The organism is Xenorhabdus santafensis (assembly GCF_033949405.1).
Classification (GTDB): domain Bacteria; phylum Pseudomonadota; class Gammaproteobacteria; order Enterobacterales; family Enterobacteriaceae; genus Xenorhabdus; species Xenorhabdus santafensis.
This window is the reverse complement of record NZ_VCDN01000026.1, coordinates 78,194-93,333: the sequence shown is the minus strand read 5'-3', so window position 1 is coordinate 93,333 and position 15,140 is coordinate 78,194. Positions and strand designations below refer to the sequence as shown.

The 15,140-nt window shown below is 33.6% G+C and carries 8 protein-coding genes; 7 read left to right on the top strand and 1 reads right to left on the bottom strand.

Features of this window, described 5'->3' with window-relative positions:
- From FE392_RS08150 to FE392_RS08125, 6 genes are all read left to right on the top strand, one after another.
- Positions 1-1,843: Ig-like domain-containing protein (locus FE392_RS08150; protein ID WP_319929734.1), on the top strand; the 1,843-nt coding region annotated here is incomplete at its 5' end.
- A 262-nt stretch (positions 1,844-2,105) separates the two neighbouring features.
- Positions 2,106-3,704, top strand: coding sequence for a hypothetical protein (locus FE392_RS08145; protein ID WP_319929733.1), 1,599 nt, complete (start codon positions 2,106-2,108; stop codon positions 3,702-3,704).
- A gap of 133 nt (positions 3,705-3,837) precedes the next feature.
- Positions 3,838-5,340 carry a hypothetical protein gene (locus FE392_RS08140; RefSeq protein ID WP_319929732.1) on the top strand — a complete coding sequence of 501 codons (1,503 nt, stop codon included), beginning with the start codon at positions 3,838-3,840 and terminating at the stop codon, positions 5,338-5,340.
- 115 nt (positions 5,341-5,455) lie between these two features.
- Complete coding sequence (locus FE392_RS08135) at positions 5,456-6,814, top strand: hypothetical protein (protein WP_319929731.1); 1,359 nt, start codon at positions 5,456-5,458, stop codon at positions 6,812-6,814.
- Between the two features lie 64 nt (positions 6,815-6,878).
- Positions 6,879-8,408, top strand: coding sequence for a hypothetical protein (locus FE392_RS08130; protein WP_319929730.1), 1,530 nt, complete (start codon positions 6,879-6,881; stop codon positions 8,406-8,408).
- Positions 8,409-9,345: 937 nt separating this feature from the next.
- Positions 9,346-9,975, top strand: coding sequence for a hypothetical protein (locus tag FE392_RS08125; RefSeq protein WP_319929729.1), 630 nt, complete (start codon positions 9,346-9,348; stop codon positions 9,973-9,975).
- A 1,587-nt stretch (positions 9,976-11,562) separates the two neighbouring features.
- Here the strand turns inward: FE392_RS08125 and FE392_RS08120 are convergent.
- Positions 11,563-12,777: a pyridoxal phosphate-dependent aminotransferase gene (locus FE392_RS08120; RefSeq protein WP_319929728.1), complete on the bottom strand. Its 1,215-nt coding sequence runs from the start codon at positions 12,775-12,777 to the stop codon at positions 11,563-11,565.
- A 794-nt stretch (positions 12,778-13,571) separates the two neighbouring features.
- Between FE392_RS08120 and hexA the strand changes: the two genes are divergently transcribed.
- On the top strand, positions 13,572-14,573 hold the full coding sequence (gene hexA / locus FE392_RS08115; RefSeq protein WP_319929727.1) for a transcriptional regulator HexA: 1,002 nt from the start codon (positions 13,572-13,574) through the stop codon (positions 14,571-14,573).
- Positions 14,574-15,140 lie beyond the last annotated feature (567 nt).

Below are 15,140 nucleotides of genomic sequence, written 5' to 3'. Positions count from 1 at the left end.
ACAAACAACGAAGACAAATGGTGGCGGGGAATTGATTGCAACACTGGATAGTTCGGTTCCACTTAATGGCGTGAAAGTCTCACTGGCTATTGAGAACCATGCTGCGGTTATAGCAGATCCGGTTTCAATTAAGTCTGAAAATATTGATGTGACATGCAAGGCTAATGGCGAAAGCCCTGTATTAGTTGATGAAGATTATACATGTACGGCAAAAGTAACTGATGCAGTTGGTAATAAAATATCAGGCAAAACAGTCAAATGGATGGTTAAAGACAATTCTGAACTTAAGCCAGTTCCAGATTCAGGTGAAACCAATGGCTTCGGAGAAGTAACGACAACATTAACGAGCCATACTGCTGTTTCTAATATTATTGTTATGGCATCTGTCGATGGGCAACCCAATGGAGAATCAAAGGAACAAATTAATTTTGCCTGGCCGGAAATTACTATAGATACATTGCCAAAAGATCATAATGTCACAGTCGGTGGGCAAGAAAAGTATTCTCTTACTGCAACCGTATGGCGTAAGAAAAATGAAGCGCTTTATAAAGGACAAAATATTAAATTTAAGTGGGCTAAACCGCAACTTAGTAATGGTACAGACGCACCAGATGTGACTTTGTCACCATTGCCGGATACCTCACAATTGGTGAATCCTACTGATGGTACGTTGAAAGCAAATCTTGTTAGCAGTAAGGCTCAGCAGGTGAAAGCGTGTCTTGATATCGATGGCAGAAAGCCTGCTTCGCCGATATGTTCAGCGTTGATGCATTTTGTTGATCCGCCGATAGAATTCGAGATCTCCAGTGTTGAAGTGACCAATTTTGATAAAGATAAACCATTACTGGGTAATGGAGCATCTGAATATATTTATAAAGCAATGATTGTGGCAAAAGATACGAAAAAAACTATTCCTAATCATATGTTCAGCGGAGTGGTCTGGGCACATGATCATGACAAAATAGAAGAGAAAAAATTTCCTCAGCCTGAAGCATATTCCCCCACAAATGGGGATAAATTTACAACAGATGGGAAAGGATATCTATATGCTAGATTAAAGAGCAATGTGGGTGTTAAAAATGTCAAAGTAACATTAAAAATGCCTGAACCGGATGGGGCTATTGTAAAACTTGATGCAGATAAGCAAGTATCATTTAAACCTATTGCGTTGCCGGCTGTGTTATATGTGTATAATACTAATAGAACCGAAAGCAAATATTTTGATAATACGAATGGTAAGCGCCATCCACATACAATTTTTTACAATTTATATGGGGAATTAAGAGCATCCAGGAATTCTGGTTCTTTCAACAAAGATGAAATTATTTATAAGGCAATTGATATTGATTCAACAACGTATAAAGATCAAATGTTATCATTTGGTCCTGAAAATAGAGGGCCTATAGAATTTCAAGCACCGGGTTCTGCCACAATCACTGCAACAATAAGCAAAGAAAGCGGAGAAATTCAGCTGTATGAATACAAAATGTCTGCTGTCAAAATGGCGGAACTTAGTAGTAGCAGTCATGGATATAAAAATATAACTGATGATATTGAGTGCAAAAATTCCGAATCAGTAAAAAATGTATATGATGATTTATTTTCAGATGAAGAAGTCTCCAATTCGTCAGATATCTATTCTGTGTATAATGAATTTGGCAATTTATACAATTGGGGGGTGTTTAGTAGTGTTCCTGGTATAGATAAAAATAAAATGACTTTTATAGTAAAAAATACCATGCTTGATAATGGTAAGAAATTTAGAGTTTATGACTCTAAAAATAATACTTTCGATGATTATTCAGAGGGAATTGTTTTATGTTACTTAGCCTATAAAAAATAAAATGACGAATAAGATAAAAAAGAGCTGTGTAACCAAAGTTGATTAATATCTACAATGATAAAAAGTTATCAAATGATAACTTTTTATCATTGGTTTTTTTATTGTTACGTCTTTATCCTAAACATGCTTCATCTATTTATCAAGGAGGATAATGTAATCTTGTTATTATATAGTATGAAACTGTAAATAAATTCAATTAATTAAATTTAAATAAGGTGAAAATAAATTTATTGCGATTATCATATAAAAATGAGGTGATAAAATGCCGAATAAAAATAATAAAATAGATATTGGAATTCTCGATAATGCCGATTTAATCATAGGCCAATATGTTAGTTTTATGGTGACATTAACTTCAGATCAGATAATTTTGCCAGCTAAGAATATAAAAATTAATAATAATCATAGTAATAACATAAAGTTCGATGAAATGGATCTTGCACTTAATTATGGCCCTGATGCAAAAACTGCTACCGCAAAGTTAGGGTTTACTGTGCTTAAGGAAGCGAATAATAATACCGTAAAAGACGGATCTCCTATTACATTTGAAGTAGATACTGATGCATCTGGTTTTACACCTAAAAAATTTGCAGGAAAAGCGAATGAGATTGATGAAAATTCTTTGTTGCTTTTTATCGACAAGACTTTTCTACAAGTATTTCCAGATGGTAGTAAATCACCATATACTACCGCAATATATACAACTTTGAAAAATAAAAATACTCAAAGGCCATTAGCTGGAACACCTATATATATTACTTCATTATCTGACCATAAAATGAAGGATTTTATTTTTAAAGATGCTGAAAATAACAGGGAAATACATATTGAGAAAGTAGGTAAAAATGAAGGGATATTTGTTTCTTCGGATTCTAAAGGATCAGTGAAATTCTATCTTCATCCTAAATTATCTTTAGTAGATATACTTGAATTAAGAGTTATCGTTTTGAATACGATATATGAATCTTACTCTAAGAAAATCTATGTTGCTAATTACAGTAACCCTGGTTATATGAACGCTATAGGAACACCGAATATTCTTGGCTATGATCCTACTGGTATATCTGCAGATAAAGGTTTATCATATTTTCGAACATCTATAGATAACAACGATAATGAATTGAAAATAGGTGATATGATATTGTTTTTCGTTAATGGTAATTTTACTGGCCATGCAATATCTATTGACGATCCAAAAAACCAATTAGGTAATTATTCGATAAAACTGCCTTATTCTATTTTTGAACAAAATGTGCTTTCTAAATTTTCTTATACAGTAATTAAACCTACTGGTGATGCTTTATATTCGGATTCATTACCAGTGAATTATTTAGGAGGAATCCCTTATGAGCCCGATCCGGCAGTTAAAAGAAAGTATAATCCTTGTATAGTTCATTCTAGTCTTGGTGTTGGGATTGATAACATCATACAATCAGGTTCAGGGAATTATGTTAGTTTTGGTGCAATAATGAATTATCCTGGATATAAATATAATGGATTGTTTGTTGAGATTCCTCGTTCTAATGTTTACGATCCAGTCGCCATAACAAATCCAGTTCCATTAAATATAACAGAAATCACATTGAACATGTATATTAACTCGGAAAATAAAAATTTCCAGAAAAGTTACACTAATCATATGTTCTTAAATGACATTGGAGATTTAGGTACAAATAATACAGGGGCTAATAAGGACTCTATTTTTTTCCATATTCCATATAAGGATGTCGTTGATGTAAGTGGAATTGGCAATATCAGTTTTGACTATCAATTTAACCAATCTGAAGAGTTAGAATATGGTCTTAGTTGGAATGCGAAAATAGAAACTATTCCCGATCCTGATCATGAAAATAATCAGTAATATAGCAGGATGGATGAGCGTCTATTATAAAAGCGCTCTTTTATTATGGTTTCAGCCAGTTTAAGTCGCAAAACCACCCGCATAGCGGGTGGTTATGATCCTATCTTGTCAGGGTAAATGAGAGGATTAAAAAATGCCTAATATAATGAATTTTTCGTTACCTAAAAGTGGTGATTTAATAATAGGGCAAAAATTTTTATTTACGGTGGAAATATTATCGGATGATGATATATCTGACGACGCCACCATTTCATTTTATAATAATAAAAATATTATTACCCCGTTGAATACACTTCCTTTAGCAATTAATAATGATAAAAAAAAGGCAGTGTTAACAGTGGCTCTCACCGTAAATAATTTCGTGTCAGAAAATGAAGAAATTTATTTTAGTGTAAAAACGTCATTAAATTATATTAAATCACAAACTTTGATATATAGAGCAAGAACAATTTCATTTAACTCATTGAGACTTAATGTTGATAATATTTTTTTGAAAGTTCCAATGTCATTTAATATTTCAAAAATAGGAAATATATTAACTAATGTACATACAATCATAAGGGATCACAATGGAAATACATTGTCAGGTGTACCTGTATTTGTAAAGTCTAATGCTAATAATCAATTGAAAGAGCTATTTGTTTTAGATAGTGATGAAAAAAAAGAAATAATAATAAACAAATTCGATGGATATGATGGTTTTTTTGTGAATTCAAATGATAAAGGCAAAGTGGAATTTGTCATCGCACCTAAAAAATCATTATCACAAGTTATTGAATTATCATCTATAATTAAAAACGCTACTGATTTTGTTCCTTCGAAAAACCCTATCTTTATTACTGTAGACAATACTCAAAATAATAGACAACCATTAAACATAATCACAGCAATAGGCGGTAATTTAAAATCAGAGGGAGAAAGCAAATTCTGGGTGGATATGTCGCCGTGTGAAGATTATAAATTGGGTGATTTTTTATTGTTTTTTGTTAATAACAAATATAAACACTACACCAGAATTTTAGGAAAAGCTAAACTTGATTCATGTTTAAAAGAATTGCCATATTTTATATTTAGACAAAATGAATTGTCCAAGTTAGATTATCTGTTACTCGCATCAGATGGGGATACATTAGTTAAATCCAGCCCTGCAGATGTTACTTACAGAGGAAGGCCAAATAAACCATGGACTGATGTTGATAGAGGCTATGAACCTTGTCAAGTTTATTCTAGTTTCAATAAATTGATAAAGCAGGGTGAAGTTATCATTAATGATACCATATCTAATCACGATCATAATTCAGATGATGCTGGTTTATTTGTCAGAATAATAGGAACTAATGATAATAATGATGTAACTAAGGCAAAATTTGGTTCTGAAATTATTCTAACATTATATATTAACTCAAATAACAAAACGATAACTCAAACTTTTAAACAACAAATTCCATATCAACCAGATAAACCCGGCGGTAAAACAGTAGTATTGACATTTAATATTCCTTATGATTTCTTGAGTGTCAATTATTCTTTTTTCACTCATGACGCAGAAATTTTCTTTGATTATCAAATCGGCGATGATAAGGATAGAGATGTAACATACGGTGGTATTTGGTCTGGATTTATTGATACACCTTGAAATCAGAAAAAATAGTAACTTATGTTATCAAATATGTTTCCGTAGTTCATGAAATTTTTCTTGTATAAAATAAATCTTATCATTAAATATATCTAAAATTATTTACAGGTAAATTATGAGTGAGAATAATAAAAACCTTTTACCAGCTCCTAAATTACCACAAGGTGGTGTAAATGGAGTGATTAATATATCCGATATTAAAGCAATGGATGCTAAGTATTTAATAATGCAGGTAGGTAAATATAAGGGATTGGAATTATTAGATAAAATTGAAGGAGAGATCTATGTAAAAGATAATGAAAGCGCCAAAGTAAAAAGCATTGATTATTATGTAACCACAGATAAACCAGATCGGATTTTTTATTTTTTATTATTTCACGTGGAAGATATAAATATATTTGGCTTATGCGAAGCTAAATATAAGGTAACAGATTTAAATAATAATAAAATTGACTCAAAAGCATCAAGTATAACAATTATAGGAGATTCCAACATGAGTAATTCAGCTAATGAAGTGATTTTCCTGGATGCTAAAAAATCCATATTATACCTGAGTGAAATCGAACGTGAAGAAGGTATCAATATTCGTGCTGAATTTAAAGGGCTAATGCCTTTTGATGCTATAAATATTACTGTAAGAATTTTAGGTAAATACGGCTTTGGGTTGGCAGAACTTAAATCTGGTGATATATTGTTGAGTTCTGATGACATAAATAAAGGTTACAAAGATGTTAAGATAAAAACAAATACAGTTAACTTTTCTGAAGCCGAATCTGCTGTTGCAAGTTTTTCTGTAGTTAATGGAAATATAACCTCAAGCTATACTCAAGTTTCCATTTATAATGATATAGATACCGTTAATATTAAAGTTCAGACAACAAAAAATATTGGTTCTAGCCTTAGTGAACATCCTGATGTAAAACCTTTTTTAACAGCAGTAATATATACTGGTTCAAATAGCACCCCAATAAAAGCTCACCTGACAAATGCGTTATTTGATAATGGTAGTAGTAGCACCATACTGGATGATATAAGTACAAATGGTGTGGGTTATCTTCGTGTCTATAGTAATGATATTACCAAAAATAGCGTATTAAACCTTAACTATGAAGATCCCGTTATTGCCTATAAAGTTCCTTTGGATTTTTCAGATTGGATGGTATCTGAAGGTGAAGAGCTCTCTTATACTTATAGTTCCTATGGGGTTGCAGATGGGATTTGCCAATGTTTCCTTCATATTAAACTTTTATCAAATAAAATCACTGGCATTAAAGTGAGTTTTGATAGCCCAGATATTAAAATTAACGGGATGAATAATGTATTAGAAATACCTAATCCTGATAGCAGCAAAATATTAACTTATGAATTAAAATCGAATAAAGCCGTTAGAACTAACTTTACTATTAATGTTGGCGGTATTTCTATGGGGCAAGTTAGGAATACGATCGTTTTTGTCGATCCTCTTACATTGTGAGTAGAATAATATGAATGTTTCAGTAAAATTTTTTCTATCTTACGGGCTATTTCAAGGAAGAGCGATGGCTAATATTCAGTTTATCGCTTATGACGCCTCTATTGCTTTGGGGCAATTATCATTAATTGCTGAATGCTCATTAGGTAATTTTGTTATTAATGGTCAGGAGACAAATCACAAAAGGCTACTCTGTCAGACAGATGGTACAGGGGAAGCTTCTGTCTCAATTGTAGGCCCGGATGTCGGCGGTGACGGTCAGTTGACACTCTTTTTACGTGAAAACGGCAGGCAGGTTGCTGTACAACCCTACCATTTCAATGCTACAGCACATTACACGCTTAATTTTAAGGTGATTAATGACTATGCTATGGCTGATAGTGGCCTGGGAAATAAAGTTGAGGCAATTCTTGCTGGAATAGGTTCGGGAGTCAATCTCACTGGCCGCAAACTTGATTTAAATGTCACAGGTTCGGCTTCCTTTGCGAAAGACAGTAAAGTTCAAGCTACTTCTGTTACTACTGGCACAATGGGGAATGCAAATTTTGAACTTTATGGTATGAATAAAGAGGGCGAAACTGCAACGTTAACGGGCTTCATGGAAGCCAGTAAAGCCGCTAAGGCAACCGAACCAATTCATTTTCAGCGTTATTTGGATTGTGAAACCGCCCCTCCTGTCGATGGCAAATATATTAGAGCTGTATTAATTTATTCCATTAATAATCAACCCTATCTTTTCCGCCAACGTGAATGCGATCATTTGGTCACCGTTCATAAACTGGGATCAGGTGGAATGATGAAAGAGCAGACTTCCACAGGACAGAAATGGACAAATTTTTATGATTTGATATTTCCTTTTGTTCTTGGAGATAAACAATATATTTTTGGATTAGCTGTAAATTTTGTTAATAAACCAAATAGTAAGTATAAATCTTATTGGATCGTTGCAAAAATAGATGAGAAAGGGCACAAAACCATTATTGATAGTGGCTATTGGAATAGTGCTTATGATGTAGGATTTGCGTATGCGATTGACGGCAGTCAATTTATTTATCTTCATAGTAAAGACAGAGATGAATATGGAAAGTGCCCTTATGTTATACGAAAAATCCTTTCAAATGGAAGAATGGGGGCAATAATAGAACAAAATAGTTGGGATAATTTCTACGAAGCTACATTTTTCTTTTCAATGGAAGGGCAAGCATATTTTTATGGTCAGACACGCGTTAATCTTGCTTTTTTTGCTTATGAGTTGGATAAAGATGGAAAAGTAGGGGCACAGACAGAATCTGGTAGCTGGGCTGATTATTATGATTCTCAGTTTCCATATGTTATTGACGGTGTTTATTATTATGCTGGTCAAAGATTTGATGATAAATTATGGTTTGTTTCCGATATATATAAAGGTGGGTTACCGCAAAGGCAGATTATACATTCAGCCTGTTGGAATAATATCTATCAATATCAAGTGCCATTTTTCGTTGGGGGGGAACAATATTATTTTAGGCAAGATCAAACAAAGAACCATTGGCGTATTACTGAACTTCTTTCAGGCCCTAATATGGGTAATGATACCGATTCCAGTGATAATCATTAAATTCCGTTAGTTTTTTATAAATAAAGTTTAATTATGGTTTTTTTATATAAAATAACGGTGAGGAAGAAATTAGTATCTTCAAGATGTTTTTATGTATAAGCATCTTTCAGGCGTAATTTTAAGATACTTGACTGCTCATCGCACTTTACTACCCCCTCATTGAATTTCGAGTTGCAATGAGGGGATACTAAAAATAAGGTATATAAAAAATATAAGTATTTTTAAATCATCCAAAATCCACCATATAATTAATGTTTATTTATGTTTTTATTAATAATTTAAATTATTAATATGGTATGAGTCCTTCTTGTAACGAGTTATGATGATTTTTTATCAATTGACGTTAAAGTAATAGAGTGGATTTAGACACTCCTTCATATAAAAATATGGACAGTTTTATATTCATTTGTAATAGTATTGACCCTATCGGTAATGGTTTTTCTGATTTTTCAGGTTAAAAATAAAAACTAATTCTTTCGCATCGAATTTAGGGAACTAAAAGGAATGAATTCGACATTCTACTCCATTTTCAGCCACACACCCCGTGAACTTTGAGTTTTATTTAAGCTGTAAACAAATAGCAAGCTCGTCGGAAATGAATTATTTCAGCCAAAAACTGCCTCCAATTGTAGCGCTTACCTTGCATTTTTCGTTGAGAAATACATGGTCGTAATTTTATACAAGCTTTGTTCGAAGTAGGGCAGATAGAAAATCTTAACTTTTAAAGATGACGTGAAGAAAAAGTAGTGGCTGGGTATTTAAGGACTTATAAATATAATTTCTAAAATGTTAATTAATTATAGGAGAAAATCTAGTAATTTGTGGGGTTTTCTTATCAATGACTCTGTTTGAATTGCTGATTGATAATAAATATCAATCAATATCATGGAGGATAGTGATATTAAATAAATAATTCTAATTGCATGGAGATAATAAAATGTTCAAGTCAAAGTATTCTAATGACCAGCAGTGTTTATCTGATTTAGTTACAGTAAAAAAGGTTAGTGCGGCAGAAGCTGCTAATTTAATTAATGTTTTATTATTTAAAAATATGACGGAAGACTGGGGGGATGTTAATTCTGATGATCCATTTGATTCTGAACAAAAAAAATGGGTGGATAAATATAGAGATTCACATTATTTACTTTTTACTATAAAAAATATTGCTGAAAGTGCAATGCATGAATCTAATTTAAGTGATGATAATTTGTTTTTTATTGCTTATTATTCTGGTTCTCCTATTGGAGCGTTACTGCTAAGCCTTAGAAATTCACCTGATTCTGGCATTGCTAGTCATGTTGATATACCTATAATTAAATACGTTGCTACACATTGTGGCATTCGAGATTGTGGGGTTATTTTAATTGAATATGTAGTGAATGAATCACTGAGATTAGGAAAAGGAGGAAAACTGAAGTGTGAGATACTCGAAGCAGTGCGTAATCTTTATTTAAATATGGGATTCATTGAAATACTCCCCCTAGTGATGCAACTTGATCCAAATGAAAGCCCTGTATGGCATTTTGTAAATGGTGCTTATAAATATAAAGGTTTTAAAACTAATTGATTGAATAAAAAGTATAAATGCAAACCATAAAAAACCGGGGATGAATAAAATAAGGATTATAAAATGACTATTTTATAATTATCCCTTTAATTCACACTGAATATTATTAAAATAAAGATTTTATATTTAAAATGATAATGTATGAATATTAAACTTTATTGTTTTTTCTGTAATTAGCCCGCCAAGGTTGAAGAATATGAATTTCAGCCTTGGCTTTAATCGATTGTGCATTATTAAAACCAGTTGTTTTTTAAATCAGACATGAAAAGGCAAGGGGTATTTATAAGCAACAGTACCAGTTGTGGTCATATTACAAACTATATAGAGCCATTGCAGGTTTTTTGTCCTAAGCGGAATTGCCTTTTCTTTATAATTGTTTTTTGCTTTAAGAGAATGATTAATTCCTTAATTATTGCATTTGGTTGTTCAAAAATAGTCCTTTTGGCATCGTTATATGTTATGTGCGAGTAGAAATTTTCCCGCAAGTTATCGCATGATAACAAGTGAACTATTTTCGATTAAAGAGGAAATAATCAGTATCATTAAAGTAATCTAGGTTATCACTATAATGTGTTGTCATAACGCACCGTTATAAAAAACCGTGCAATAAATTTATAATTTTTGCTTGATAAATGTCCTGTCGGATAATCTGGGTTATGTAATATCAATTTCATGCGTACTATCATCATGGTTATCATAACGACATTTTATAAAACCTGTTTTATTGAACCCATTACTACACTTCTAAGTTATATTTACGCCCCTTAGCATTATCAATCGATAGACCTGATAATCTATAAATCAGTACAGATAATATGGTGAAGCAATCTGCGTGTTCTGACGGATATTCGCATTTTATAGGTTAAATACCTTGCTAACGGAAATGGCGATATAGCGATTCATTGAGGGAAAAATCTACGATGGTAAAGTTGTTCAGGCAACTTTCCTAAAGATAATACGAAATGTTCAGCCAACGGGTTGTCGGTATCCTTACTTTGCTTGCCTGCCTTTTGTGGATTTATTTAAATGTCTGCCTATTAGTTAGTGAGATTAGTAAAATTACAAAAATAAATCATGAAACAATTTTAATGCTTGTTGGGCGGCATTTAAACAATTAACATGACTTAAGGGATATTTTTTAATGTTTTATTAATCTTTTCTTTTTGATTGTTAATTTTAAATTGCAACTCTATATTTTTAATAAATGATTTATAAATATCAGCTACATTATATTAAAATGTTAATTTTTATTAAATGTAATGTTAAGGAAGACATTTTAAATATAGGATTAATATACTGTGTTATTTAATCTTTTTTCCAGAGATGGAATGAGCTTATTTTATAATTGAGTAAAGCAATATGTAAATGGAAGGGAAATTTTGGAGTAATCCAAGAACGGTTATCGTGATAAATTCTGTACGGAATGAGCGGATAATAAACGCATTAATGACAAGAATAAAGGTAAGCAAAAACAACTGTAACAAAAAATAACTATAACCAAAAATAAGCTTTTGGTTTTACATCAGCGCCTACCTCACTAAGCTATTAATTCTTTCTGAGATAGGCGCAGAATGGTAAATATTACAGTTATTGGTGATAGTTACCGATAAATCGAGCAAACTTGTCAATTGCCATCTGCAAGTCAGTGACATATGGCAATGTGACGATGCGGAAATGATCTGGCTCTGGCCAGTTGAATGCAGTGCCTTGTACCAGTAGAACTTTTTCCTGTAGCAGAAGATCCAGAACCATTTTCTGGTCATCATAAATATTGAAGCGTTTAGTATCTATTTTAGGGAACATATATAGCGCCCCCATTGGTTTCACACACGAAACGCCTGGGATTTGGTTAATGAGTTCCCATGCGCGATTGCGCTGCTCATAAAGCCTGCCTCCCGGAAAAATGAATTCACTGATGCTTTGATAGCCGCCTAATGCCGTCTGAATAGCATGTTGCATTGGCACGTTGGCACACAAGCGCATTGAAGCGAGCATTTCCAACCCTTCAATATAGCCTTTTGCCTGTTTTTTCGGGCCATTGAGCACCATCCAGCCCTGGCGGAACCCTGCAACACGGTAAGTTTTTGATAAACCATTAAAAGTAACCGTGAAAAGATCAGGAGCCAGCGCGGCAATGGAGTGGTGTACGGCATCATCGTAAAGAATCTTGTCATAAATCTCATCAGCAAAAATGATTAAATTATGCTGGCGGGCTATTTCAACAATTTCAAGTAACAGCTCTTTGCTATATACCGCTCCCGTTGGGTTATTCGGGTTAATAATCACGATACCACGGGTGCGTGGGGTAATTTTACGGCGAATATCATCTAAATCAGGGAACCAGCCTTGCTGTTCATCACACCGATAATGGACAGCATTTCCGCTGGAAAGTGATACAGCAGCAGTCCAAAGGGGATAATCAGGCGCAGGAATCAGCATTTCGTCGCCGGTATTCAGCAGGGCTTGCATGGATTGAACAATAAGTTCAGAAACGCCGTTACCAATAAATACATCTTCAACGGTAACGTCCAACATATTTCTTGCCTGATAATGCTGCACAATCGCTTTGCGGGCAGAATACAACCCTTTTGAATCGGAATAGCCCTGGGCAGTAGGCAGGTTGCGGATGACATCGACTAAAATTTCATCGGGTGCTTCGAAGCCAAATGGTGCCGGATTGCCAATGTTCAACTTCAGAACCTTGTTACCTTCTTCTTCGAGTCTCTTGGCTTCTTTGAGGGTATTCCCTCGGATGTCATAACAGACATTATCTAATTTGCTGGATTTATTAATAGAAAACATAGAGTGCCTTAACCTCGTAGAAAAATGGATGCTACCCGACATAAAAATGTGATGTTCAATGTACTCTTCTCAGTCTGTCTTTTGAAGAGACTTTGATATCTTTGGTTAAATCAGTTGTTTTAAGAATAAATGCATGAGGTTGCTCTCTAAAAACGTGGATTTCATTGGTTTATTGTTCCATTCGTATGTGTTTGGTTGGTGTTTTGTTCTTTATAATGGCTCGTTTTTAGTTGGCGGGAAGAGATGATGGTGCATTTTGATGGGAATATTTTTAAGAATTTGTTCAAGAAACCTCGAATTGTCAATAAAAGTAAGAAGGTTTGTATAATGTATTCTTATAATTTATCGTTATTGACGTAAAGTTAATTTAGGTTTTATCACGTGATACTTTGACAATTTTTTTGAGTGCTTAGCCATAACATTTTCAGGTTTATTCAATACGAAGGTTAACTCATTAAAAATACTAATATTATTCTGACGTTTTAAGTCTTCCTAATTCAGATTATGTTATTCTTTGAAGCAAGTCAGAAAAAAGGTATTAGTACTGGAAATTGGTTATTATGTGATGTAAATAGAGTTTTATCTCTAATTTATTTTTGGATTGCATAAATTTTGTTAAGAAAGGAGAAAATAAAACCCGCTATGATCTAAATAGTAAAAAAAATGCAGTAAACCTTTGCCCTATTTTATAGAGTAGAGTAATGTCACAATCGGTATTATTTAATTTGATACTGCTGAAGTAAAAACACCAGGTTAGTTAGTAATTAAAATCAAAAAAAAGTGATGAATAAACAATGATAAATGCAAATCGTCAGATAATAAACCTCGATCTCGATCTGCTAAGAACTTTTGTTGCTGTTGCTGACTTAAATACTTTTGCAGCAGCTGCCGCAGCTGTTTCTAGAACGCAGTCAGCTGTAAGTCAGCAAATGCAGCGATTAGAGCATCTTGTGGGGAGAGAGTTATTTGCTCGCCACGGTCGTAACAAGCTGCTGACCGAGCATGGGCTTCAACTTCTTGGTTACGCACGTCAAATTCTTCGTGCGAATGACGATGCAACAGCATCATTAACCTACAATGATGCAGACGGTGAATTAAGAATAGGTGTATCGGATGACGCCGTTGATACACTCCTTCCTTTTTTATTGAACCGTATTGCTTCTGTCTATCCACGTGTCGCTGTTGATGTGCGAATTAAGCGCGCTCAGTTCATTGAAAGCATGCTGGATAACCATGAGATTGATTTGGCATTAACCACAGCAAAAATTAACCATCATCCTAAAACAATCCTCCGTTCTTCGCCTGTTTTATGGCATTGTGCACCGGATTTCCAGTTACAGGAAAATGAACCTGTACCCTTGGTTGTTATGGATGAAACCAACCCGTTCCGCCAACTAGCTTTGGATACGCTGGATATGGCTGGTGTTTCATGGCGCATAGCGTATGAAGCCGCTTCATTGTCTGCCGTTCGGGCAGCTGTAAATGCAGAAGTGGGCATTACTGCCCGTCCTTTAGAAATGCACAATGCAGACCTGAGAATCCTGGGCGAAAGCGAAGGCTTACCACGCCTGCCGGAAATTCAATTCTTCTTATATCGCAACAGTAATGAGCAGAATGAGTCTGTCCTGACTGTTTTTGATGCAATAGAAAACAAAAAAACACCTTATACCGTAACGACTGTTGAAACTGATGAGTCTGATGAATCCGTTGAAGGGGATGAATCAATTGAGTCCATTGAATCAACTAAATCAGCTGAATCAGTTGATGGAACTTCAGTTGAAAATATAGACGAATAGTATTATGTGTATTACAGGCTAATATTTCCATTTCATCTTGTGGAAATATTAGCCTGTTGTTAATTAGTTATTAATAATCCCTCTAAGTTTTCATTCCTATTTCTGATATTTACAATAAAAAATATCCTCTATTAATTTTTCTCTCTCTATCGAATTTTGGTTAAGGAAATGTTGATTTCTTAACAAGTTCTATATATCTAACTTGCTAAAATAAATTCAGTACTGAAAAGCAGCTGTTTTGTTGTAATGCGATTGTTCTTTTTAAAAACAACCTATTAAGAATTGTATGAATTGCATTCAACTGTTGGGCTTTTTTCAATAGATCTGTGCACTTGATCATAAAAATACCCCAAACACCACAGTGGAAAGACAGGTTTTTCCTGCGATAATGGTGTAGTAAAGTCGAGTTATCGGTTAGACTAGTTATGTTCAGGTGTTTTTTTTTCGTATTACTGACACGTTTTAGCGAAATATAAGCACAATCTGTTAATCAATGGTTTTTTGTTTGTAAATAAATACGTGAGCGCTTTGCCGTTAAGGCAAGTTATTGTTGAGAGGAATAAAAAC